This is a genomic window from Dinoroseobacter sp. S124A, from assembly GCF_049801015.1.
Classification (GTDB): domain Bacteria; phylum Pseudomonadota; class Alphaproteobacteria; order Rhodobacterales; family Rhodobacteraceae; genus Dinoroseobacter.
In genome coordinates this window covers 392,496-415,000 of sequence record NZ_JBNAGD010000005.1, presented here as the reverse complement: position 1 = coordinate 415,000, position 22,505 = coordinate 392,496, and the positions used below count along the sequence as shown (strand labels likewise).

Sequence of the window (22,505 nt, the reverse complement as noted above, 5' to 3'; positions counted from 1 at the left end):
CTGACCTACAGCTAAGGCCCCTAATTCATGGCTAAGTGGGAAAGCAGGTGGGACGACCAAAACAACCAGGAGGTTGGCTTAGAAGCAGCCATCCTTTAAAGATAGCGTAACAGCTCACTGGTCTAATTAAGTTGTCCTGCGGCGAAGATGTAACGGGGCTCAAGCCATGAGCCGAAGCTTAGGATGCACATAGTGCATGGTAGCAGAGCGTGGTGTGAAATAACCCAGTCCTCTACAGCACCTTCGGGTGTTATGGAGGATCGGGTTTGACTGTGAAGCCGGCGCGTGAGCGATCCGGTGGAGTGATCACCAGTGAGAATGATGACATGAGTAGCGACAAACAGGGTGAGAGACCCTGTCGCCGAAAGTCCAAGGGTTCCTGCTTAAAGTTAATCTGAGCAGGGTAAGCCGACCCCTAAGGCGAGGCCGAAAGGCGTAGTCGATGGGAATCCGGTTAATATTCCGGAGCCAGGAGGATGTGACGGATCGAGACTGTTGTTCACCCTTATCGGATTGGGTGGGCCGCTGATCGGTTCCTGGAAATAGCCCTCCATGAGATCGTACCCTAAACCGACACAGGTGGACTGGTAGAGAATACCAAGGCGCTTGAGAGAACGATGTTGAAGGAACTCGGCAAAATACCTCCGTAAGTTCGCGAGAAGGAGGCCCCGTTTGTAGGCAACTATAGGCGGGGGGCACAAACCAGGGGGTGGCGACTGTTTACTAAAAACACAGGGCTCTGCGAAGTCGCAAGACGACGTATAGGGTCTGACGCCTGCCCGGTGCTGGAAGGTTAAAAGGAGGAGTGCAAGCTCCGAATTGAAGCCCCAGTAAACGGCGGCCGTAACTATAACGGTCCTAAGGTAGCGAAATTCCTTGTCGGGTAAGTTCCGACCTGCACGAATGGCGTAACGACTTCCCCGCTGTCTCCAACATCGACTCAGCGAAATTGAATTGCCTGTCAAGATGCAGGCTTCCCGCGGTTAGACGGAAAGACCCCGTGCACCTTTACTACAGCTTCACACTGGCATCAGGCCATGCATGTGCAGGATAGGTGGTAGGCTTCGAAGCAGGAACGCCAGTTCTTGTGGAGCCTTCCTTGAGATACCACCCTTGCATTGCTTGATGTCTAACCGCGGTCCGTTATCCGGATCCGGGACCCTGTGTGGCGGGTAGTTTGACTGGGGCGGTCGCCTCCTAAAGCGTAACGGAGGCGCGCGAAGGTTGGCTCAGAGCGGTCGGAAATCGCTCGTTGAGTGCAATGGCAGAAGCCAGCCTGACTGCGAGACTGACAAGTCGAGCAGAGTCGAAAGACGGCCATAGTGATCCGGTGGTCCCGAGTGGAAGGGCCATCGCTCAACGGATAAAAGGTACGCCGGGGATAACAGGCTGATGGTGCCCAAGAGTCCATATCGACGGCACCGTTTGGCACCTCGATGTCGGCTCATCTCATCCTGGGGCTGGAGCAGGTCCCAAGGGTACGGCTGTTCGCCGTTTAAAGAGGTACGTGAGCTGGGTTTAGAACGTCGTGAGACAGTTCGGTCCCTATCTGCCGTGGGTGTAGGATACTTGAGAGGAGTTGCCCCTAGTACGAGAGGACCGGGGTGAACGATCCACTGGTGGACCAGTTGTCGTGCCAACGGCAGTGCTGGGTAGCTATGATCGGACAGGATAACCGCTGAAGGCATCTAAGCGGGAAGCCCCCCTCAAAACAAGGTATCCCTGAGGACCGTGGTAGACCACCACGTCGATAGGCCAGAGGTGTAAGCGCAGCAATGTGCTCAGCTGACTGGTACTAATGGTCCGATAGGCTTGATTTGATCCAGTAGACGGCAAATGCCCCTGCGGATAATCAAAGCATACATAACAGACGTATTTGGCTTGGACGCCGATGTGAAAAAGCGCACCACACCTGACAGTGTTCAATGTGGTACGCCCAGCAGATCAACGGTGTTGGAACGCGTTGTCGACTTTGTCGAAACGCTGCCTCCAACTAAAAGCCTTTGCTCTGCAAAGGCTTTTTCCTTGGTTTGGTGGTCATAGCGCGAGTGAAACACCCGATCCCATCCCGAACTCGGTCGTTAAGCACCGTAGCGCCGATGGTACTGCGTCTTAAGGCGTGGGAGAGTAGGTCACCGCCAAACCTAGAAAAAAGCCTAGAACTCTCAATACGATCTCAACAAAAAGCGCCAGGCAGAAAATGCCAACGCAACTGGCGCGGGATGGAGCAGCCCGGTAGCTCGTCAGGCTCATAACCTGAAGGTCGTAGGTTCAAATCCTACTCCCGCAACCAAAATCATAATATATCTCAGAACCTTAGCGCCCCACAGGGAGCTCTTGCGCTCGCGCATTCGAAGCAGTGGAAGAAGGCAGGGTACTTTGAGATGTGCGGAACGCTGAAACTGCAGCGGACTCTACACATGAACGCTCGGAGGCAGGGCGCGGGCCTCGATCCAGAGCATGGGGATCCAGACAGAGACTAAGTGGTCTTCATGACCGATTTGCGTGGGATGATTTGTGCGGGCAACGCGACGGAGTTGATCGTGGAGCCCTTCTCAAGTCTCGCGACGACCGACTCCGCCGCGACTTGCCCCATCTTGGTTGCGGGCAAATCGATCGTGGTCAGGCTCGGATGGGACTCCTTTGCCCAGTCCAGGTTGTCAAATCCCATCACCGACATGTCGTCCGGGATCGTCATTCCGACGCTTTGCAAGTGGAACATCACCCCGAGGGCCAAGACATCTGACAGGCACAGAATTGCGGTCGGGCGCTGAGAGGCCTTCAGAATGTCCCGGGCGGCATCGCGGCCCCCTTCAACGCTCAACGTGACATCCACGAAGCGCGGCTGGATTTTGCCAAGGTACGCGTCAAGGACCCCTTTGCATCGTGAGACGGTTCTATCGCTCTCAAGATGCGGGCCATGCACGACCGCAATGCGTTCATGACCATGGTCCTGCAGGAAGGTGACCGCATCGAAGGCGATCTGCCGATTGTCATAGCCCACGGTGGGCACACCACAGGCCGCGTCGAACACCGAGGTGAACACGACCGGTTTCGCGCGAAGGTTCAGCAGGTCCATCAGGTCGGTGTTGTGGTCCGCACCCGTCAGGATAAAGGCCTCAGCGCCCATCGCAATCAGTTGTTCGGCGGCGTTGAGCTCCTGTTCCAGATCGGCGTTCGATATCGCCAAGACGAGGGTATACCCCAGACCGCTGAGGGTATGCTCCACGGCGGTGATGTATTTTGCATAGACCGAGTGTTCGATGCTGGGGATGATTGCCGCAATGGTCTTGGACTTTGCGGTTGAGAGCGCTCTGGCTGCCGGGTTGGGCACATAGTTCAACCGCTTTGCCGCCTCCAGAACTCTGGTCCGCATTTCCGGGTTCACCTTCGGATTCCCGTTCATCACGCGGGACACGGTTGCTGTGGACAATCCGGTGTCTCGCGCGACGGCTCTGATTGTGCCTATTTTCTTAACCACTGAAATCCCGGCTGTTTGTCTTTCCACTATTTCGCTTGACTCGAAAAACGATCAGATCATTAACTTCTGCATCTCTGGAATGCTATTCGATCGTTGTCCGACGGCTAAGTCTTCCTCCTAAAGTAACCGGTTACTGAATGGCAAGTAACAGGTTTCGCACAAGGGCTTTGATGCAGAAAATGCGACTGGAAGGCCATATCCTCAACGGCGCGCGCCCAAGACTGCGCGGCCTCGGTAAACCCACGGTTCTGGTCGAAGACGTGCTTTGCGGTGAGGCTGCGCGACTGGACGTCAAAGCGGGGTCCACGCTCTCGGTGACGAATGTTGACGGTGGTGGGCCAGCCCTGCTGACGCTTCTGCTGCCGGATCAAAGGACCTATTCCGCGACGCCTCTTGGCGTGCCAGTGACGGATCAGGACCCACTGCCCCTGGAGCGCTTTGATCGTCGAGAGATGGAGGCTTTGCTGCGTGCCCGGGATGGCGAGATTGCCGATGCGACGGGCGTTGCTCTGTTTGACACGACCTCCAAGCCGGGTGCTCTGCACGTCACCAAGGTGACGCAGGATTGCTCTGTTTTCGTCATTGCCCCGGTGACGCGCGGGTTTGTCGAGACCGGTGGTGGATCCCGTTTCGCGTTGCGCGTACAGCCGCCCGACAACCCATCGACCGAACTCGCCCTGCCGCGACCGCTTGGGCGGATCAAGGACGAATGGCGCATCGCGCGGGGCACGGCCCTGGCCTATGAGGTCCGGAAGGGCCAGTTTGTTCAGGTGATCGATGTGGAAGGGCAGCAATGCTCGGATTTCATGGCGATGCGGGCTTCGGCGCTGGATGACGGGGTGGAGCGTTATATCGACTCGACCGTGTCACGTACAATGGCCCGCGCTGCCTATCCTCTGCCGGGGTTGCACGACAAATTCTACGACCAGGATATTCGCCCCCTTTTGGCCGTACGCCAGGACACGGTCGGACGACATGACACATACGCCCTGGCCTGTACCGCGCGCGGCTATGAGGATCGTGGATTTCCGGGGCATATCAACTGCTCTGACAATATCTCGAACGCGTTCGCACCCTATAGCATCGCCCGACGAGCGGCATGGCCGGCAATCAACTTCTTTTTCAACTCATGGGTGGACCCGGGGCATGGCGGCCTGAGCTCAGATGAGGCGTGGTCCCGCCCCGGCGACTACGTCGCCATGGAGGCGCTGACAGATCTGGTATGCGTCTCGACCGCCTGTCCCGATGACGTCGACCCGATCAACGGCTGGAACCCAACGGACATCCACGTTCGCATCTACGAAGAGGACAGCTCGATTACACATTCCGTATCCTGGCGGGCGCAGCCAGAGGATGGTGCGAAACTCACGCGGCACTCTGCCTTCCATCCGCGTACGTCAAAACTGACCAGCCATTTCCTCGTCTCACGTGATCTTTGGATGCCCACCCATTTTGATGCCACAGGAGCGATTGAAGAGTATTGGGCCTGCAAGACGGCTGCGACGCTTCAGGACATGTCAGGTCTGCGCAAGTACGATGTGATTGGTCCGGACGCCGCCGCATTGTTGCAGCATTGCCTGACCCGCAACGTGGAAAAACTGGCGCAGCATCGCGGGTTCTATGCCTTGATGTGCGACGAGCGCGGCAGCGTGCTCGATGACGGGACGCTCTTTTGCATCGAACCTACGACTTACCGGTGGTGCTGCGGTTCGGACAATTCTGCGCTTCACCTGCGGGAAATGGCGGAAAAGCTGGGGCTGCAGGTGCATGTGCGTTCTCTTGGGCACCGAATGGTGAACCTCGCCCTGCAAGGCCCCAAGTCGCGAGATATCCTGAGCAAAATCGTCTTCACCCAGCCGGGGCGCCCGCCACTTGAGAACATAAAGTGGTTTGGCTTCACAATCGCGCGCCTCAAAGACCGCGACGGCCCGGTCTTCATGCTGTGCCGGACGGGATTTACGGGTGAGCTGGGCTATGAGATTTTCTGCGACCGTGATGACGCTCTTTCCATTTGGGATGGCGTCATGGACGCCGGAGCGCCCGATGGGTTGGTCCCGATGGGCGGGGCTGCGCTTGATATGGTGCGGATAGAAGCCGGGCTGATGATTGCAGGCGCCGAGTTTGGCCCGGATGTCGACGCGATGGAGTCCGGGTTGGGTTTCGCCGTCGACTTCAAGAAAGACGATTTCATTGGCCGCAAAGCGTTGGAGCGCAACAAAGCAGCGATGCGCCGACGTCTGGTCGGGCTGACGTTTTCGGGCAAGGAAATGCCGGAGCATGGTGATCCGGTGTATGTCGACCGCGAGCAGGTGGGCGTCGTCACCAGCGCCACGTATTCCCCCCAGCTTGGCCATGCAATCGCAATGGCCCGGGTCGCCGTCGAGAACAGCGACGACGGACAGAATCTCGAAGCCGGGCGTCTGGACGGACATATGAAACGGCTGCCTTGCACCGTCTGCGCCCTGCCGTTTTTGGATCCAAAACGCGAGAAGGCCCGCGCCTGAGCGCAGCAAAACAAGATGTCATCGTTTGCAAGGGCGTTTGGACACTCTTCGGCAGCCGAGCGGGGCGCGCCACGGCCGCCGCGCGATCGGAGGGCCTGTCAAAGGCAGAGCTGCTGGATCGTTTCGGCCTTGTTGTCAGGGTGCGCGACGTCTCAATCAGCGTTGGAGAGGGCGAGATCTTCTGCATCATGGGAGTGTCAGGCTCCAGCAAGTCGATGCGTGTATGCCATATCACCTGATTGATTGAGCCGACCTCAGGTGAAATCCTGATGAACGGTGCCAAGGTCGGGAACATGGGCCCAGAGGCCTTGCGCGAAATACGCGCCGACGAGATCGGCATGGTGTGTCGGAGCATGGCTTTGATCCCGCACCGTACCGTCCGCGACAATGCAAGTTTCTCGCTAGAATTGAGTGGTTTCGATGGCATCACCGTCTTCCTCCGAGTGATGCTCAATGCGATCAGTGCTGAATTTGTCGGCCCGCCATGGATGATTGCGATGGGGGTTCTGACCGCTCTTGGCGGTCAGCAGGTTCCTGCGAACACGTCAGATGCCGCTCTGGCCTTCGGTGCGAAGCCACGACATTTTCTGACCAAGGTGGAGCGGCCGCGGGCGATGCCCTCGATCATGGCAGGGATCAACCAGCTCGCCATGATGAGCTTGTCGATGGCTTTGACTGCGGATCTGACCGGCGCGCGCGCCACTGGAGAGGTCGCCAAGGCTGTGATAGTCGAAGGCCTGTCGGACGGCAGTGTCGGTGCTGGGGGGCATGTCCCGCGCTTCCATCACCTCTCGGGTACGCCAGCCCAGCCTTTTCACTGGGCAACGTCGCCAGCTGTGGACGGCGCGTTGGAGGAACCTCTTTGAATGCTGTGGCAAGCCCTGCGCTGCGTTGAACGTTCTGCCCCCGGCCGATCCTGGAAAGGGAGCCTCAAGAGGCTCGCTCTTCGCAGGGCCAGGGGCGGGACTTGTCAGGTCTTGTCGATTGAAAGATCCGCGCTCTCCTGACGCTCGGCCGGAGGGGCGAGTGTCGGATCCTTGGCGTTCTCCACGAGGCTCTCGGCCAGCCCGGCCACCCCGTTATCCATGGACACACCAAGCTCCTCTCCGATCTTCTTCAGGGCGGGCAGCTGAACAGCCATGCCCATGATCGAGTCGAGTGCCTGGTTTACGGGCGGCTTGTCTGCACCACCAGTCCCACCGCCAGCACCTCCCGCACCGCTCAGTCCGGAGACCTGGTGAATGCGGATCGTATCGATCTTCTCGGCCGGTTTCACCATCTGGGCGACCACCTCCGGCAGCTTCTCGAGACGCGCCAGCGCGATCTTCATATTGACGATCTCTGCCGCAATGGCGTTTTCCGCCTCGACGATGGCCTGCCGCCCTTCTGCCTCGGCCAGAAGGTCGGTTTTCTTGGCCGCCGCGCGGATCGTGAGCGCATCGGCATCGGCTTGCGCCTCTTCGCGGTGCGCTTCCGCACGGTCCTGCGCGGCATCCTTCTCGGCTTGCGCTTCAATCTTTATCCGCGTCGCCGCGCGCTCGGCCTCCTGTTGGGCGTGGATCAGAACGATTTGCTTCTCTCGCTCGGCCATGGCGACGGAGCGCGCGGTTTCGATTGCCTCCTGCGCCTTGGTGGCTTCGGCGCGGGCCTGGTCGGCACTCGCCTTGGCCTGGCTTTCCTCTTCTGACTTCTTGTTGATGATGATCAGCCGTTCCTGATCCGCCACCTGCAACTCGCGGTCCCGGGTGATCTCGGCCTCGCGGATCGCCTTCTCGCGGGCAATGTCCGAGGCACGGATCGCCTCTTCGCGCTTGATGCGCGCCTGTTCGCGTTCGCGCGAGGAATCCTCTTCACGCCGCGCGATCTCTGCCTGCTGGGCGGCTTCGAGCGTCGCGATTTCCTGCCGTTGTGCGATGGCGGCCTGACGCTCATCCTGTTCGATCTTTAGTTTCAGACGTTCCGCTTCCATCGCCGCGCGCCGGACAGAGACATCGGCATCCGCGTCGATCTCGGCGCGCTCCTTCTTGGATGTGGCGATCACCTCGGCCAGCTTGCGCATCCCGACGGCGTTGAAGGCGTTGTTCTCGTCCAACGCTTCGAACGGGGTCTGGTCCAGCGCGGTGAGCGAGACGGATTCAAGCTCCAGTCCGTTCTTGAGCAGGTCTTCTGACACGGTGTTCTGTACCTCCTGAACGAACTCTGAGCGGTTCTCGTGCAGCTCATCCATGGTCATCTGCGCGGCCACGGCCCGCAGCCCGTCGATCAGCTTGCCCTCGATCAATTCCCGGAGCTGGTCCACGAAAAACGTGCGATCCCCCAGTGTCTGCGCGGCCCGGCTGATGCCTTCCTCGGTGGCGTTGACGGAGACGTAGAATTCGACCCCCACATCCACCCGCATCCGGTCCTTGGTGATCAAGGCGCCATCGGCATTGCGCGCCACCTCCAGCCGGAGGGTCTTCATATTCACAGGGCTGATTTCATGCAGCAGGGGCACGACGATCGTGCCTCCGTCCATGATCACCGTCTTTCCGCCAGCGCCGGTCTTGACCAGCGAGACCTCCCGAGTTGCGCGCCGATACAGGCGCCCCAGCACCAGCCCGACAAAGAGCAGGAAGGCGAGGACTGATCCGACAATGATGCCAAGTGAAACGAAATCCATGAAGTTCTCCTATGTTGTTGATCAGCTTTCGGGGCCGAGAGGCACCAGTCGATACCCCTCTTCAAACCGGTGGCGCAGAACCAGGACTTCAGTCCCGGCAGGGATCTCGTCCTCGTCCTTCAAAGGCTCTGCCCGCAGGTAATGGGTATTGCCATGCCGGTCCGAGATGCGGACTTCGGTCGGCTTTCCCCGCTTTGCCGTGCCTTGTGTAACGACCCCGATGCGGCGTCCGAGATGGCGCGCCGAGAGCGCTGTGCTTTCTGTTTTCGGCAGCATGCGTGCGAACACTGCGCCGAATGATCGTGCGAACCAGAGGCCGGCAAAGACCGCTGGGAGAGCGGCCAGAACGGCGGGGAGCGCGGCTCCGAACACTGCAACGGCAGTGCTTTGCAAGGCGACCCCCGTGACGCCAAAGCCGAGCAATGCTGCGGCGAACCATATCAAGGTCGGCACCTTGCCAAGGCCCAGCCAGGACGCCACCCCCGGTGCCACGGTCTCAGTGGCCTCAAGCGCGGCATCGCTGCTCGGCCCGGCATCTGCAAAATCAAAGAGCTCCGGATCGGCATCGCCGAAATCTATGTCGAGATCGCCGAGGTTGGGCTCAGCGACGTCTAGATCGAGGTCAATCTCTGCATCCGCACCCAACCCCAAGAGGGTCACGCCAAGCAGCGCCAGGACGAGTTCCAGCGCCAGGAGCCCGAGCAGAAGCGCGAGCGCAATTGTAAACGGAGCGACCGGCTCCGTTAAGTAGAGGTCGAACATCGTTCGGCCTTTCTTCTGTATTCCGTGGTATACATCTAATATGGATGCTCACGTTCCTGTTACAAGGCCATTCCGAAACGCACTCCTGAGTTTCTGGTCAATTCCTGATGGATGATTTGGGCGAAACGATGTTACGCATAGGGCTGCCAAGCGGGTTCCCACCAAAAAGATCCGGGCGCGCTGAGCAGATCAGTAGCAATGGGAGAAGACGCAATTCCACGAATGGATCTCGCGCCGATCGGTTCAGTCTAGTTTTGACCGAACTCTGGCAAAACCTGAGGTTTTGTGCGGTTTCTGGAAGCCTGCACGTGATCCTTGTGCGGTTCCTGCGGTGCACAACAGCCCTTTGAGGTCATGAGAAATATGCCCGTGTAATTCGGGTGCAGTCATCTGAAGAACACTGGGAAAAAGCGCTTGCCATTGCGCCAGATTTTACGGAACCCGCAGCTCTATCTCGGATAAAGCTGAGTTGTTTCAAATTGTTCTTTTGACGTTTGGTTAAAAAATAGATTTTCAGAAAGAAACGATCTTCACCCGATAGAAGGTCGAATGAAACTGGGCCCGTATTCGGGCCCAGTTTTGCAATATCTCAATCACTATCCGCGCCCACCGGGTCATTCGTCGGGTCATCGTCAGTCCAGACATTCAGGATTTCTCCTGTCTCCGCGTCCACCTTGAACTCGATTTCGTCCCCAGCCGCATTCACGACCTCAATGTCATAGGCCGCGCGCCCCTCGAACTGGTCAAGTTCGGCCTCGGCAATGGTGCCGGTCTGGGCGGCGAGTGCGACGGCTGTGGCTTGGTTCCTCGTGACGGCGGCGCTTGGCGTTGTTTGTGTGAGAACGGGCAGGCTGAGTGCGCCAAGGGTTGCAGCCAGCGTGTTGAGCGGTGGACTGTACCCATGCCGCGGCAACGAGGATGCCGATGATTGCCCCCGCGATGGTCGCAGAGACGGTATGCGCATCGAGCAAGTCGCGCGTAGTGCCCTTCGGCGATGGTTGTCTCAGGTCCGTGGAGGCATATCGCGCGGCAAGCGCCCGATCAGACGGCCGCTTGGCGCTGGCGCGCGGCCCAGAGAAGGGCAAGCGCCATCCCGCCGACAATGGGCAGCGCCATGAGTGCGAGCACCGTCCAGCCCGCTCCGTTCACCAGCGCCCCAGAGGCAAAGGCGCAGAGGGAGGCGCAGAGCGCAATGACCGTATCGTTGAGGCCCTGAACCGAGGGGCGCTCTTGCGGGGCGAGCGCGTCTGCCAAAAGGCTCGTCGCGCCTACGAACCCGAAATTCCAGCCCAGCCCGAGAACGATCAATGCGCCGTAGAAATGGGGCAGGGTCACGCCACTGGCGGCAATCACGCCCGAGCCTCCGAGCAGCGCGAGACCGGTCATCACGATCCCCGTGGCTCCGAAGCGCTTGATCAGAAACCCGGTGAAAAAGCTGGGCGCGAACATCGCAACCACATGCCAGCGCACCACGTCCCCGGCCGTGGCCTCGCCGAACCCGCATCCGACCATGGCGATGGGTGTCGGCACCATCAGCAGCACCATCACCCCCTGCGAGACCGCGGCAGCCGCAATCGCCACGGCGACCGCGGGCCGCCTCAGGACCTGCGCGACGCGGACGGGCGACGTGGTCGCCGCGTCTGGCCTCTGGGGTGCCTGCGACCCGCGCAGGAAAAGAAGCGGGATGACCCCGATCACGTTGAGAAGGATGATCGCCCCATAGGCGCCGGCAAAGGGAATGGGGGCAAGCAGGTCCTTTGTGCGGGCAAACACCTCGGGCCCGGCAAAGGCGGCCAGTAGGCCGGAGGTCAGCATCAATGAGATCGCCACGGGCTTCCAGCGTTCCGGCACAACCTCGGCGGCGGCGAAGCGAAAGAACTGAAAACAGGCCAACGCCGCCCCGATCGCAAAATGGCCCAGCAGCAGCAGGACGAAGCTGGAGTGCATGACACCGACCACACCCGCCGCCGCGCCCAGACCCGCAACCACAGCCCCCACCATGAAACCAGCCCGACGGCCATAGCGCCCCATGAAGAGCGAGAACGGTGCCGCAGCCACCAGCCCCGCGAGGGTCGAGACAGAGGCGGGCAGGGTGGCCAGCGCCGGTGTGGGCGCCAGAAGCAGACCGGCCAGCGCCCCGAGGATGATCATCATCGGCATTGCGGATCCAAGGATTGCGTTGGCCCCCAAAAGCAGGGCGAAGTTCAGCGCGCCCACGGGCGGTGTCTTGGGGGCCGTCACGTTCATGATCTCGTCCATTCCCGGCATCTGCGCCTCTTGGTGCAGAAACCTTTAGGCGGTCTTGCCTCTGGCTGAAATGACAGTCAGGCGTCAAAAACGGCCAAAGCCGCACCGCTCTGTCGACGGATACATGGCGCGTCCGAGGGTTGCGTCAACGCGTGGGAGGCGCGTCCTAGGACAGGCGCAGGCCGGTCTCTGGATCGAAGAGATGGAATTGGCCCGGCTGTACCGAGAACCGCTGTGCCGCGCTCGAGCCCGGCATGGCATGCACACCCGGCAGGCTCAGGGTAAAGCTGTCCGGATGCCCCGCCAGTTTGCCATGGAGCAAGGTGTTGGCACCCAGGGGCTCGGTCATCTGGATGGTGACCGCCAGCGCACCGCCTGTGTCCGGCACCATATGCTCAGGGCGGACCCCGAACTTCACCGGTCCGTCGGGATGGCTGGTCTGGGCGAGGCTTTGCCCCTCCAGCACGACCTGCCCGTTTGCGATCTGCGCGTCGAGGATGTTCATGGCCGGGCTGCCGATGAACTGCGCGGCAAACAGGGTGCGCGGGGTTTCATAGACCTCCAGAGGCGTGCCGATCTGCTCGGCCACCCCGCCATTCATCACGATCATCCGATCCGCCATGGTCATGGCCTCGACCTGATCATGGGTCACATAAAGCGAGGTGATCCCCAGCTTGGCCTGAAGCTCGCGGATCTCGAGACGCATCTGCACGCGCAGCTTGGCATCGAGATTGCTGAGCGGTTCGTCAAAGAGAAACACCGCCGGTTCCCGGACGATAGCGCGGCCCATGGCGACGCGCTGGCGCTGTCCGCCCGAGAGCTGCTTGGGCTTGCGGTCCAGAAGCGGCGCAAGCTGCAGGAGGCGGGCGGCCTCCTCGACCTTGGCGTTGATCTCGTCCTTCGGCAGGCCCGCGATCTTGAGCCCGTAACCCATGTTCTGGCGCACGGACATATGCGGGTAGAGCGCGTAGTTCTGAAACACCATGGCGATGTCGCGATCCATGGGTTCCTTGTCATTGGCCCGCGTCCCGCCGATCAGGACATCGCCGGATGAGACGGTTTCCAGCCCAGCCACCATCCGCAGCAGGGTGGATTTCCCGCAGCCCGACGGACCGACAATGACGATGAACTCACCATCGGCGATCTCGACATCGATCCCGTGGATCACGTCCGTGGCGCCAAAGCTTTTCTTGACGTCCTGAAGGGTGACTGTCGCCATATCTATTTCTCGCTGTCTACAAGGCCGCGGATGAAGAGCCGCTGCATCCCCACCACGACGATCACCGGCGGAATCATCGCAAGGATGGAAGTCGCCATGATGGTCGGCCAATGGGCAAAGTCATCGCCCGAGGGGAACATCTGCTTGATGCCCATGACGATCGTGTTCATCTCCGGATCGGTCGTGATCAGCAGCGGCCAGAGATACTGGTTCCAGCCATAGATGAAGAGGATCACGAAGAGCGCCGCCACATTTGTCCGGCTCATGGGCACGACGATATCCCAGAAGAACCGCATGGGCCGCGCGCCATCGACCCGGGCGGCCTCGGCCAGCTCATCTGGAATTGTCAGAAAGAACTGCCGGAAGAGGAATGTCGCCGTCGCCGAGGCGATCAGCGGAAAGATCAGCCCGGAATAGCTGTTGAGCATGCCGAACCCGGCCACGACCTCGAAGGTCGGCACGATCCGCACCTCCACCGGCAACATCAGCGTCAGGAAGATCATCCAGAAGAAGAGGTTGCGCCCGGGAAAGCGGAAATAGACGATGGCGAAGGCCGAGAGCAGCGAGATGGCAATCTTGCCCACCGCGATCCCGATCGCCATGACCAGCGAGTTGAACAGCATGGTCGCCACGGGCACGTTGACGCCCGAGAACAGCGCATTGCGATAATTGATCCAGAACTGGTCGCCCGGGATCACGGGCATCGGGGGCTGGATGATCTCTTGCTGGGTGACGGTCGAGGCCACGAAGGCCAGCCAGATCGGAAAGAAGATTACCAGCACGCCGAGGATCATGAAAACATGGGTCAGCCACAGGCCTGCACCGCGCTTTTCGACCATTCCGTGCACTTCGCGGGCCATCAGTAATGCACCCGCTTTTCAATGAACTTGAACTGGATCACGGTCAGCAATCCGACCACCACCAGCAGGATCACCGACTGGGCCGAGCTCGACCCCAGATCCTGTCCGACAAACCCGTCCGAGAAGACCTTGTAGACGAGGATGGTCGTGGATTGCTGTGGCCCGCCCCCCGTGATCGTGTGGATCACGCCGAAGGTTTCGAAGAAGGCATAGACCACGTTCACCACCAGAAGGAAGAACGTGGTTGGTGAGAGCAGCGGCAACACAATGGTGAAGAACCGCCGCCAAAACCGCGCGCCGTCAATGGCCGCGGCCTCGATCACCGATTTCGGCACGGCCTGCAGGGCTGCGAAGAAGAACAGGAAGTTGTAGCTGATCCGCCCCCAGGCCGAGGCGACCACCACAAGGCCCATGGCCTCGCCGCCATTCAGGACGTGGTTCCAGTCATAGCCAAGGGTGCCGAGATACCACGAGATCACGCCCACCCGCGTGTTGAACATGAACAGCCACAGCACCCCGGCCACGGCAGGGGCCACCGCATAGGGCCAGATCAGCAGGGTGCGATAGACGCCCGAGCCCTTGATCAACCGGTCCGCGATGACCGCCAGGAACAGAGCCGGGATCATCGAGCAGAGCGTGACAAGGATCGAGAAGACCGCCGTGGTCACGAAGGATGCGCGGTAGAAAGGGTCGCTCAGCAGGAACTCGAAATTGCCGAGCCCCACGAATTGCGAGGAGAGCCCGAACGGGTCGGGAATGAACAGCGATTGCCAGATCGCCTGCGCGGCCGGGTAAAAGAAGAACACCGCCGAGACGAGCACCTGTGGCGCGATGAGAAGAACCGGCAACAGCCAGCCGCGAAAGGTGACGCGCTTTTCCATGAACTTGCCCCCGCAAGGAAACGGGCAGGCCGCGTGGGCCTGCCCGATCAGGTCTTAACGGTTGGCGGATTCAAAGCGCCGCAGCAGGGCATCGCCCCGTGTCTTGGCGCTGTCCATGGCCGCCTGGGCCGTCTTGTCGCCGGACCAGATCGCCTCGAGCTCTTCGTCGATGATCCCGCGGATCTGATCGAAGGATCCAAGGCGCAGACCCTTGGAATTGGCCGTCGGCTCTTTCGCGGTCATCTGGATCACCGCGATATCGGTGCCAGGGTTCTCTTCATAGAACCCGGCGGCGCGGGTGGCTTCCCCGGCCTCGGCTGTGATCGGAAGATAGCCGGTATCCTGGTGCCATTGCGCCTGAACATCCGAGGACGAGAGGAAGGCCAGGAACTCGCCCACGCCCTTGTACTCGTCGCTTTCATGCCCTTCGAGCACCCAGAGGGACGCGCCCCCGATGATGGTGTTCTGCGGGCCGTTGCCGACACCTTCCCAATAGGGGAGCGGGCGCACATCGAAGTCGAACTGCGCCTCGGCCTTGATCCCGGCATAGCCTGCCGAGCTCTCGGTAAAGAGCGCGCATTCACCAGACCGGAAGTTCGCGCCACCCTCGTTGCGGCGGCCCGTATAGATGAACTTGCCGTCTTGGGCCCACTGACCCATCGCGGTCAGATGCGCGACCTGTGCTTCGCCATTCAGCATCAGCTCGGTGTCCAGACCGGCAAAGCCATTGTCCTTCGAGGCGAAGGGCACGTCGTGATAGGCCGAGAAGTTCTCCAGGTGGATCCAGCTCTGCCAAGCGGTGACCAGCGGGCAATCCTCGCCCCCGGCTTTCAGGGCATCCAGCGTCGCGCCGACATTCTGCCATGTGGACAGGTCCGTGTCCGGATCCACGCCCGCCGCCTCGAACGCGTCACGGTTCACCCAGAGAACCGGGGTCGAGGAGTTGAAGGGCAAGGACAGCATCTCGCCATCGGTCGTGGTGTAATACCCTTTGACCGAGCCGATATAGGCATCCGGGTCAAAGGTCGCGCCGCTCTCGGCCATCACTTCGTAGACCGGCTTGGTTGCACCCGCGGCGGACATCATGGTCGCGGTGCCCACTTCGAACACCATCAGGATATGGGGCTGCTCGCCCGCGCGGAAGGCCGCGATCCCGGCGTTCAGCGTTTCGGAATAGTTGCCCTTGTGGCTTTCGACGACGACGAAATCGTCCTGGCTTCCGTTGAATTCTTCGACCTGGGCTTTCACCAGCTCGCCGAGGCGGCCCGTGAAGGCGTGCCAGAACTGAACCTCGGTTTGCGCGTAGGCAGCCATGGGCGACAAAGCGGTTCCGGCGAGCAGGAGCGCGCCAGTAAGGTGTTTTCTCATTCTTCCTCCCTTGCACGTCGTTGCGTGCGTTCTTGAACAGCGTTCTTGTCCGAAGCCATCTCAGATGTCCGACATTACCCTCGCGGAGCCGCATTGCAAGGGTCGCTTGTCATTTCAGGGATTTGGCCTAAGGGGCGCCCAGGGGGCGAGCGCTGTCCGCCCCGTCCGCCATGCCGGAGGTTGCGCCGTTCGTGCTATTTCTCTTCACCGGGCGCCGGTTGACCGCAGCTTGCCAGCCCCCGGCCCGGCGGCGCGTCCTTGCGGGCGGATGCAATGCGCCGGAGGTCGAGGCCGCACCCATTGTCGTCCACCACCAGTCGACAGCGGCCGCCCTGCGTCGAGAGGGTGACATCGATCTGATCTGCGCCGCTATGGGTCAAGGCATTGCGCATCGCCTCCTGATAAATCCGGAACACATGGTTCCGCACTGGCGCCGGCAGGTCCAGATTCGCGGGCGCGTCCAGCGTGATGGCGTGCCGTGTCTGCAAAGCGAGGCGCGAGGCGAGGTTCCGCATGGCGCCCACCAGCCCGTGATCGTCCAGAAACACCGGTGACAGGTCCTGCGCGACCCGGCGCGTCTCTTCGAGCGCGTTGCCCATGTCCGAGACAAGCTCTGTCAGGGGATCGTTTGCGGCGTTTGGGTCCCGGGGGGTCTTGGCCTTCAGAACCTCAAGCTTGATCTTCACCACCGAAAGCCATTGTCCGACGCCATCGTGCAGGTCCTGCGCGATCCGGGCGCGCTCCTGTTCACGGGCCGTCAGCACGTCTGAATTCGCGCGCAGCACCGCCGTCTCGAGGCGCAGGACCCGCTGGCCGAAAATGTAGAACAGCGACAGAAGCAGCGCGAGCACGCCGAGCTCGCCGAGGCGCACACCAAAGGTGGTCTCGAAGTAGTCTGCGGGCAGCATGAGATCGACAAGGATCGAAGCGCTCAGCGCGCCGATACCCACCAGAAGGGGCCGGGCGTGGTCCAGGTCCTGCGCCAGGGCAATCACGCTCCAGACCACCATCAGGATCAGGGCCACGACCACCTCGCTCTGCCATCCGCTGTCATCATAACCCGGCTCGGCGAAACCCGGGGCATCTGCCGCGAGCATGAGTTTATGGCTCCCGGACAGGTTCAGTTCGGCAGCCTGCGCCATGGGTGCCAGGAGAAGTGAAACCGCCATCGCAAGCTGTCTCAGCACGCCAGACAAGGGCCCGCGATCAGTCCACGAGCGCCGTGTACGTCCTCCCCTCCGAAGCCTCATAATGGCGTGTTGTCCAGTCACTTAAACTCCAACGCATTGTGCACAGGCGAAAAAAGAGGGAATACTGGACCTTCGACCAGTGTTGGCGCGCGTTTCCCGTGGCTGGTGCGACAGGGGGGCTACGAGAGGGGCGCGACGGTTTGCGCGCTCTCCGGGTCGGGTCGGGAGCGTATGGGGCCGACATGCTCAAGGTTGCAGAGCTGCGCGAGGCGGGGACTATTTGTGCTGCCGGTTTGGCCTTGGGGTCGGACATCGGTTCTGTGTCAACGCCAGACTTCACATAGTCTTTCGAGGCCGGACCCTGTTCTCCCAACGCTGCCGCGGGCGCGGTGAGCGGTCCATTTTTCGGGCTCACCGACAATGGGACCTCCGCCGCGACCACAATTGTCCCGCGCGGCGCTGGGCGGCACCCCGCTTGAGCTCGACGCCCCGGGTGCCTTGCGGAGCAACAGCTTCGACCGGGCTTTGTTCGATTTCGCAGACCCCGAGAGGCTTGGCCCGACCCCGTTCGGGGCCGGCATGCGCCCCTGGCCTGCGATCGAGGTGTGGCTGATCACCGGGGTTGCCGGACGCGCCGGGCTGCGGTGCCGGGTGTGCGGTCCCTGCCTGACGGTGCGATCTGACTACGGCCCGCAACGCGGCCAGTATGCGGCGTCAGATCAACCTCCACCACCCTGGGCAGGCGGAGAGCCTGGGGCGCATGATCCAGATGCGGCCCGACCGGTGCTCAGGTCGGCTCCCAGATATAGTAGTTGTCCAGCGCATCCGAGCGCTCGCAAACAAACCCGCAAGAGGCATAGAAGTCATTGGCGGGGCTGCCCCCCAAGGCGCGCAGGCGCACCGGCAGTCCCGCCGCGCGGGCTTGATCCTGGATCGTGGTCAGGATGCTGCGCCCGGCGCCGCCGCCCTGATGCGCGGCCTCGATATAGATGTGATTGAGGTAGATGTGGTCGGGCAATTGCCGCAGAACGTAAAACCCGATCAGGACATGGCCCGCATGGATCAGCCGCGTATCCGCCGCGCTGTAGCTGTCGAGGAACCGCTGGCGCGCGCTCTCGGGGTCGAAGCGACCAACCGCTTCGAGGCTGGGCCGCATGGCCTCGACCCGCATCGCGGCGAGGATCTCGGGGTCGATCCCATCGGCCGACGTGACATTCAAGTTCTCCATGCGGATGGCATAGCGCTGGCGCGCCGCAAGGGCCAGAGCCCGGCTGCGCGTCGTCGTGCTCCCGCCTAGTTCTTTCGGCCCGGCAGGGCGAAGAGGCCCGCAACGAGGATCAGCGCGATGCCCAGCAGCGCCACGCGCCCCGGCACCTCGGCGAAGACCAGCGCGCCCCAGATCAGGCTGAAGACCAGATAGCTGTAATCGAACGCGGCCACGGTGGCGGGTGGGCCCTTCTGATAGGCGATGGCCGCGCCGACACTGCCGATCAGGATCAACAGCGCGAGCCCCGCGACGGTGATCAGCAGTCTCAGATCGACGCTCTGCCATGGGCCGAGCATGAACGACCCCTCGCGGCCGGAAAAGAGCCCGAGGACCAAGCCGCCCAGGATGAAGCTCAGGTTCAGCACAAGGGCGAGGCCAAAGGGGTTCTCCTCCCGGCATGTGGCGGCGGTCAGCACCATGGCGGCGGCATAGAGCACGGCCGCGAGCACCGGCAGCAGCGTGCCCGGCGCAAAGCCCGACATGTCCGGGCGAATGATCATCAGAACCCCGATGAAGCCCGCAAGAATGGCCAGCAGTGCTTGGCGACGCGGCCAGCGGCGCGCCACCAGAGCGGCCAGCACCACGATGAACAGCGGCCCCGTGTAATACGCCGCCGCTGCCAGTGATAGCGGCATCAGGGGCAGGGCCGTATAGTAGCAGAGCCACATGGCCACGAGCAGCCCCGCGCGCAGCAGCGCCCAGTGGGGGCGGCGCAGAACCGGCCCGCCCCCGCGCCGTGCCAGCCACCACAGGACCGGCGCCACCAGCGCGGAGCGCAGGATCAGCATCTGCCACAGGGGCAGGGCCAGCCCGGTCGCCTTGATCACCGCATCCCCGAGGGACAGGGCCGCAACGGAGAGAAGGATCGCCAGCACCGCGTGGCGCGTCTCGATGGGGTGAGGGCGGGATGTCATGCGGGGCCTCTCAGCTTTGTCTCGCTGTGGCAGGGAAATCATGTATGATCGCAAATGAAAAAGGAGTTCTCATGCGATTAGCATGACCAAATGGAATGGATGGTCCGCCATGTCCCTGCCGCCCCTCTCGCGCCTGAAACCCTTTGAAGCCGCTGCCCGACTGGAAAGCTTCTCGCGCGCGGCGGATGAGCTGGGCATGACCCAGACCGCGATCAGCAAACAGATCGCCGCCTTCGAACGCGAGATCGGCGTGCCCCTGTTCGAACGGCGCAACCGTGCGGTGTTCCTCACCGAGAGCGGCAAGCGCCTCGGGCGGGTGGTCAGCGCGGCCTTGTCTGAGATCAGCGAAGAGATCGCGGGATTGCAACACCGCAGACGCAAGACCGAGCTCGTGCTCCATTGCCAGCTGTGCGAGGCGTTCTACTGGCTGATGCCGCGCTTGCCCCGGTTTCACGAGCGCCATCCGGGTACCGAGCTGCGAGTGGTGTCCAGCTTGATCCCCCTGACCGAAAGCGGCGAGGCGTTTGATGTGGCGCTGCAGACCACCGGGCGTCCTTCGGGCACGGCCCGGCGGATGTTCACGGCCGCTGATGATATCTTTCCGGTTTGTGCGCCGGGTCTGGTCGCAGATCGCGCCCTGCCGCTGGACCCGGCAGCGCTGCTGTCCCTTCCGCTCCTGTCCCATGCGGTGGCTCCGCAGGACTGGATGGAGTGGCAGGACTGGTTTGTCCGGGTCGGCGTGGACGAGGCGCGCCGTCCGCGACTGACCCCGTTCGACAGCTATCCGCTGGCCCTGCAGGCGGCCGTGGCGGGGCAGGGCGTGGCCCTGGGATGGCGCAGGACGACCGAGGCCTTGATCGCCGAAGGCAAGCTGATCCGTCCCTATACCGCGCTGGTCGAATGTCCGACTGAACTGTCGGTATTTCGCGGCCCGGCGCGCCAGACCCATCCGCAAACCGAGCAATTGCTGGACTGGCTGCGCGAGGAGCTTTCGGCCTGACGCGCCACCACGGTCTCAATCCCGCAGCAGGGCCATGATCGCCTCGATTTGCCCGTCGCAGAGCTTGTGGACGGAAAAGTGGTCTTCCAGATCGTCGAATTTCGCAAACATCTCGCGCGACAGGGACAGGGTCACATTCGGACCAATGACGAGATGAGGGACGACGCCGAAATCCTGTGCCTTGAAGCTGCCCAAGACGACCCCGTCACTCACGAGATCCTCAAGGGCGGCGCACTGATGCGCGATGTCATCGCTGTGAAAGCTCAGCGCGACGGCGGGCATGGTTCGGGAGACTTCGGCGACCAAGGGTGACAGCCGCCCGGTAGGAGAGACCACAATCGTGTCATAGAGGCTTTTGATCGCGGCGCGGATCTTGGCCTCGTCTCCCAGGTCCTTCCCTGTGCGGATCTCAAGCAAAGCATTGACTGCACCGGCATATCCTTCGGTCACGCGTGCGATGAACTGATCATCCTTGCCCGCGCTGGCCTCGATCCTGCCCTTGCGGTTCACCCGGCGGATCGCGCACCAGCGCTGGCTGGACCGAGCGGCGCGCCACGCTGGTCACCACCCGGGCGGGGCTGTGTTTGGCACCACGGCGGTGTTCGCGGTGCTGGCCATGGCCTCCATCCCGCGGATCGAAGTGAGCGATAAATGGACCCAAGTCCTTCTAGCCGCGACTCGAATTTCGGCAAGCGGTCGAGGTGGCCAAGCCGTTCTCCGGGACTGAACTCATGGAATTCGTGATAGATTCCGGGGCACCGGGCAGGCGACGGATCCGGAGCTCCTTAGGATCGTGGACGACTTCACCCACTGGCTGCGTGCGCAGGACACTGTTGTCACCCACGCCTTCGCGACTTCCGACATCCTGAACCGCCTGAACCGAAACCTGAATGGCGAGGACCCGGCCACGACCCGCGACGCAACGACCACCGAGACTCGCCAGTTCATCGCCGAGGCGGAGGCCAAGTTTGCTGCCAATGGGCAGGGTCTGGCGACGGTCTAGGTGGCCGGTGCCGAGAAGCTCTTTGCCTTTGTCGCTCAGCGCAATGTCGAAGCGATGTTCTAAGGCGCGGTGTACCTCGTCGTTGCGATGTCGGCATCCTGTCGATGACCTGCGGGTCGCTGCGGGTGGGGCTGATGAGCCTTTTGCCCAATGCGCTGCCAATCCTGATCAACTTTGGCCTGTGGTCCGCGCTGTTGGGGGACGGTCGGTTTCTCTGTGGCAGCCGCCGGGGCCGTCGCCGTCGGGCTCGTGGTCGATTTCACGGTGCATTGCCCGTCGAAATACCTGCGTGCCCCCCGGGGAAAGGGCCGAACCGTTGCCGTGGGCATTCCCGATGCCTTTGATACGGCCGAGACAGCGATCCTGTCGACCGCGACTATCCTGAGCGGGGGCTTTGCCATGCTCGTCACCTCTAGCGTCCAGTTCAACGCCGATCTCGGGCTATTGTCCGCCATGGCCATCGTGATGGTGATGCTCGTCAGTTTCCTCCTTTTGCCAAGCCTTCTGGTGCTCGGCAATCGCAAGGCTCCCACCTCAACGGCGTCTTTGAAAGGGGCTTCCTGATGACCCGTCTCACGATTGTCGCCTGTGCGACCGCTCTCGTTCTGATCCCGCTGGCCGGTATCGCGCAAACTGCCGCCGAGAAGGGCTCTGCCAGCGCCCAGAAGAGCGATCTATCCGACAAGGGCTTCGGCAAGCGCTCTGTCGCGGCCACCATGACCCTGACGAACCGGGCGGGCGCGCGCACAACCCGCGCATTGCAGATCGACACGCTAAAGAAATCGGGCCGGGGGGGACGGAGCTCGCTCAATGATCCAGGTCTTCTCCCCCGGCGATGTGGACGGCACGGCGCTCCTGTCCGATGCCAAGGTCGCGGCCGCCGATGATCAAGGGCTGTTCCCGCCTAGCCTCTCGCGGCTCAAACGGATCTCCTCGGCCAACAAGTCTGGGACTTTTTTGTCGGCTTGGAATTCTCCTTCGAGGATTTGACGATCTCCGAGCTGGGCAGGTTCGAGTATCGGTATCTGGTGACGACATCCATCGACAGAGTGGAGATGAGCATTCTCGAATGCATCCTCGCCTATCGCAGCTCGGGTCATTCGCGCATGCTGCGCCATGTCGACACCAAGACCTGACCGCCGCGCAAGTT

At 61.7% G+C, this 22,505-nt stretch carries 21 protein-coding genes, 1 tRNA gene and 2 rRNA genes (1 of these 24 only partly in view); 11 read left to right on the top strand and 13 right to left on the bottom strand.

Annotation, left to right across the window (positions count from 1 at the left end):
- The 3 genes from ACP15I_RS15070 to ACP15I_RS15060 form a co-directional block, all read left to right on the top strand.
- Positions 1 to 1,820 (top strand): 23S ribosomal RNA (locus tag ACP15I_RS15070); it begins 1,009 nt to the left of the window's first position.
- Positions 1,821 to 2,029: 209 nt separating this feature from the next.
- A 5S ribosomal RNA gene (gene rrf / locus ACP15I_RS15065) occupies positions 2,030 to 2,144 on the top strand.
- A 72-nt stretch (positions 2,145 to 2,216) separates the two neighbouring features.
- Positions 2,217 to 2,293: transfer RNA gene (locus ACP15I_RS15060), tRNA-Met, on the top strand.
- 186 nt (positions 2,294 to 2,479) lie between these two features.
- Here ACP15I_RS15060 and ACP15I_RS15055 read toward each other — a convergent pair.
- Entirely contained in the window at positions 2,480 to 3,481 is a 1,002-nt protein-coding gene (locus ACP15I_RS15055) for a LacI family DNA-binding transcriptional regulator (RefSeq protein WP_424975759.1), read from the bottom strand.
- A 170-nt stretch (positions 3,482 to 3,651) separates the two neighbouring features.
- Between ACP15I_RS15055 and ACP15I_RS15050 the strand changes: the two genes are divergently transcribed.
- A complete protein-coding gene (locus tag ACP15I_RS15050) occupies positions 3,652 to 5,985 on the top strand; it encodes a DUF1989 domain-containing protein (RefSeq protein WP_424975724.1) in 2,334 nt (777 codons plus the stop codon).
- Between the two features lie 239 nt (positions 5,986 to 6,224).
- Positions 6,225 to 6,851 (top strand): hypothetical protein, encoded by a 627-nt coding sequence (locus ACP15I_RS15045; protein ID WP_424975723.1) that lies wholly within the window; start codon positions 6,225 to 6,227, stop codon positions 6,849 to 6,851.
- A gap of 104 nt (positions 6,852 to 6,955) precedes the next feature.
- Here ACP15I_RS15045 and ACP15I_RS15040 read toward each other — a convergent pair whose 3' ends face one another.
- From ACP15I_RS15040 to ACP15I_RS14990, 11 genes are all read right to left on the bottom strand, one after another.
- The gene (locus ACP15I_RS15040) at positions 6,956 to 8,644 is read right to left on the bottom strand and encodes a flotillin domain-containing protein (RefSeq protein WP_424975722.1); all 1,689 of its coding nucleotides are present in this window, start codon (positions 8,642 to 8,644) and stop codon (positions 6,956 to 6,958) included.
- 21 nt (positions 8,645 to 8,665) lie between these two features.
- Positions 8,666 to 9,406: an OB-fold-containig protein gene (locus ACP15I_RS15035; protein ID WP_424975721.1), complete on the bottom strand. Its 741-nt coding sequence runs from the start codon at positions 9,404 to 9,406 to the stop codon at positions 8,666 to 8,668.
- 589 nt (positions 9,407 to 9,995) lie between these two features.
- Positions 9,996 to 10,319, bottom strand: coding sequence for a PepSY domain-containing protein (locus tag ACP15I_RS15030; protein ID WP_424975720.1), 324 nt, complete (start codon positions 10,317 to 10,319; stop codon positions 9,996 to 9,998).
- A 128-nt stretch (positions 10,320 to 10,447) separates the two neighbouring features.
- Positions 10,448 to 11,674 carry an MFS transporter gene (locus ACP15I_RS15025; protein ID WP_424975719.1) on the bottom strand — a complete coding sequence of 409 codons (1,227 nt, stop codon included), beginning with the start codon at positions 11,672 to 11,674 and terminating at the stop codon, positions 10,448 to 10,450.
- A gap of 145 nt (positions 11,675 to 11,819) precedes the next feature.
- Positions 11,820 to 12,872, bottom strand: a complete 1,053-nt coding sequence (locus ACP15I_RS15020) for a sn-glycerol-3-phosphate import ATP-binding protein UgpC (protein ID WP_424975718.1) — start codon at positions 12,870 to 12,872, stop codon at positions 11,820 to 11,822.
- 2 nt (positions 12,873 to 12,874) lie between these two features.
- Complete coding sequence (ugpE, locus tag ACP15I_RS15015; RefSeq protein WP_424965427.1) at positions 12,875 to 13,711, bottom strand: sn-glycerol-3-phosphate ABC transporter permease UgpE; 837 nt, start codon at positions 13,709 to 13,711, stop codon at positions 12,875 to 12,877.
- Between the two features lie 20 nt (positions 13,712 to 13,731).
- Positions 13,732 to 14,613 (bottom strand): sn-glycerol-3-phosphate ABC transporter permease UgpA, encoded by an 882-nt coding sequence (gene ugpA / locus ACP15I_RS15010; RefSeq protein ID WP_424965341.1) that lies wholly within the window; start codon positions 14,611 to 14,613, stop codon positions 13,732 to 13,734.
- Positions 14,614 to 14,667: 54 nt separating this feature from the next.
- On the bottom strand, positions 14,668 to 15,981 hold the full coding sequence (gene ugpB / locus ACP15I_RS15005; RefSeq protein WP_424975717.1) for a sn-glycerol-3-phosphate ABC transporter substrate-binding protein UgpB: 1,314 nt from the start codon (positions 15,979 to 15,981) through the stop codon (positions 14,668 to 14,670).
- Between the two features lie 194 nt (positions 15,982 to 16,175).
- On the bottom strand, positions 16,176 to 17,150 hold the full coding sequence (locus ACP15I_RS15000) for a sensor histidine kinase (protein ID WP_424975716.1): 975 nt from the start codon (positions 17,148 to 17,150) through the stop codon (positions 16,176 to 16,178).
- An 808-nt stretch (positions 17,151 to 17,958) separates the two neighbouring features.
- Complete coding sequence (locus ACP15I_RS14995; protein WP_424975715.1) at positions 17,959 to 18,399, bottom strand: GNAT family N-acetyltransferase; 441 nt, start codon at positions 18,397 to 18,399, stop codon at positions 17,959 to 17,961.
- A 65-nt stretch (positions 18,400 to 18,464) separates the two neighbouring features.
- Positions 18,465 to 19,352, bottom strand: a complete 888-nt coding sequence (locus ACP15I_RS14990) for a DMT family transporter (RefSeq protein WP_424975714.1) — start codon at positions 19,350 to 19,352, stop codon at positions 18,465 to 18,467.
- An 82-nt stretch (positions 19,353 to 19,434) separates the two neighbouring features.
- Here ACP15I_RS14990 and ACP15I_RS14985 point away from each other — a divergent pair, with 82 nt between their 5' ends.
- A complete protein-coding gene (locus ACP15I_RS14985; protein ID WP_424975713.1) occupies positions 19,435 to 20,352 on the top strand; it encodes a LysR family transcriptional regulator in 918 nt (305 codons plus the stop codon).
- Positions 20,353 to 20,367: 15 nt separating this feature from the next.
- Here the strand turns inward: ACP15I_RS14985 and ACP15I_RS14980 are convergent, their stop codons facing one another.
- Positions 20,368 to 20,862 carry a hypothetical protein gene (locus tag ACP15I_RS14980; protein ID WP_424975712.1) on the bottom strand — a complete coding sequence of 165 codons (495 nt, stop codon included), beginning with the start codon at positions 20,860 to 20,862 and terminating at the stop codon, positions 20,368 to 20,370.
- Positions 20,863 to 21,145: 283 nt separating this feature from the next.
- Between ACP15I_RS14980 and ACP15I_RS14975 the strand changes: the two genes are divergently transcribed.
- The 5 genes from ACP15I_RS14975 to ACP15I_RS14955 all read left to right on the top strand — a co-directional run bounded on the left by ACP15I_RS14975 (position 21,146) and on the right by ACP15I_RS14955 (position 22,491).
- Positions 21,146 to 21,355, top strand: coding sequence for a hypothetical protein (locus ACP15I_RS14975; RefSeq protein WP_424975711.1), 210 nt, complete (start codon positions 21,146 to 21,148; stop codon positions 21,353 to 21,355).
- Positions 21,356 to 21,571: 216 nt separating this feature from the next.
- Positions 21,572 to 21,919, top strand: a complete 348-nt coding sequence (locus tag ACP15I_RS14970) for an MMPL family transporter (protein WP_424975710.1) — start codon at positions 21,572 to 21,574, stop codon at positions 21,917 to 21,919.
- The gene (locus ACP15I_RS14965) at positions 21,919 to 22,242 is read left to right on the top strand and encodes a hypothetical protein (RefSeq protein WP_424975762.1); all 324 of its coding nucleotides are present in this window, start codon (positions 21,919 to 21,921) and stop codon (positions 22,240 to 22,242) included. The genes ACP15I_RS14970 and ACP15I_RS14965 overlap by 1 nt, the downstream gene beginning before the upstream one ends.
- Positions 22,166 to 22,345 (top strand): hypothetical protein, encoded by a 180-nt coding sequence (locus tag ACP15I_RS14960; RefSeq protein ID WP_424975709.1) that lies wholly within the window; start codon positions 22,166 to 22,168, stop codon positions 22,343 to 22,345. Before ACP15I_RS14965 ends, ACP15I_RS14960 begins: the two co-directional genes overlap by 77 nt.
- On the top strand, positions 22,321 to 22,491 hold the full coding sequence (locus ACP15I_RS14955) for a hypothetical protein (RefSeq protein WP_424975761.1): 171 nt from the start codon (positions 22,321 to 22,323) through the stop codon (positions 22,489 to 22,491). The genes ACP15I_RS14960 and ACP15I_RS14955 overlap by 25 nt, the downstream gene beginning before the upstream one ends.
- The last annotated feature ends 14 nt before the right edge of the window (positions 22,492 to 22,505 follow it).

Coding starts and splice junctions, on each gene's coding strand:
- ACP15I_RS15050 (WP_424975724.1), top strand. CDS start 3,652: ATGCAGAAAATGCGACTGGAAGGCCATATCCTCAACGGCGCGCGCCCA.
- ACP15I_RS15040 (WP_424975722.1), bottom strand. CDS start 8,644: ATGGATTTCGTTTCACTTGGCATCATTGTCGGATCAGTCCTCGCCTTC.
- ACP15I_RS15035 (WP_424975721.1), bottom strand. CDS start 9,406: ATGTTCGACCTCTACTTAACGGAGCCGGTCGCTCCGTTTACAATTGCG.
- ACP15I_RS15025 (WP_424975719.1), bottom strand. CDS start 11,674: ATGCCGGGAATGGACGAGATCATGAACGTGACGGCCCCCAAGACACCG.
- ACP15I_RS15020 (WP_424975718.1), bottom strand. CDS start 12,872: ATGGCGACAGTCACCCTTCAGGACGTCAAGAAAAGCTTTGGCGCCACG.
- ugpE (WP_424965427.1), bottom strand. CDS start 13,711: ATGGTCGAAAAGCGCGGTGCAGGCCTGTGGCTGACCCATGTTTTCATG.
- ugpA (WP_424965341.1), bottom strand. CDS start 14,613: ATGGAAAAGCGCGTCACCTTTCGCGGCTGGCTGTTGCCGGTTCTTCTC.
- ugpB (WP_424975717.1), bottom strand. CDS start 15,981: ATGAGAAAACACCTTACTGGCGCGCTCCTGCTCGCCGGAACCGCTTTG.
- ACP15I_RS15000 (WP_424975716.1), bottom strand. CDS start 17,150: ATGGCGGTTTCACTTCTCCTGGCACCCATGGCGCAGGCTGCCGAACTG.
- ACP15I_RS14995 (WP_424975715.1), bottom strand. CDS start 18,399: ATGGAGAACTTGAATGTCACGTCGGCCGATGGGATCGACCCCGAGATC.
- ACP15I_RS14990 (WP_424975714.1), bottom strand. CDS start 19,352: ATGACATCCCGCCCTCACCCCATCGAGACGCGCCACGCGGTGCTGGCG.
- ACP15I_RS14985 (WP_424975713.1), top strand. CDS start 19,435: ATGACCAAATGGAATGGATGGTCCGCCATGTCCCTGCCGCCCCTCTCG.
- ACP15I_RS14965 (WP_424975762.1), top strand. CDS start 21,919: ATGACCCGTCTCACGATTGTCGCCTGTGCGACCGCTCTCGTTCTGATC.
- ACP15I_RS14960 (WP_424975709.1), top strand. CDS start 22,166: ATGATCCAGGTCTTCTCCCCCGGCGATGTGGACGGCACGGCGCTCCTG.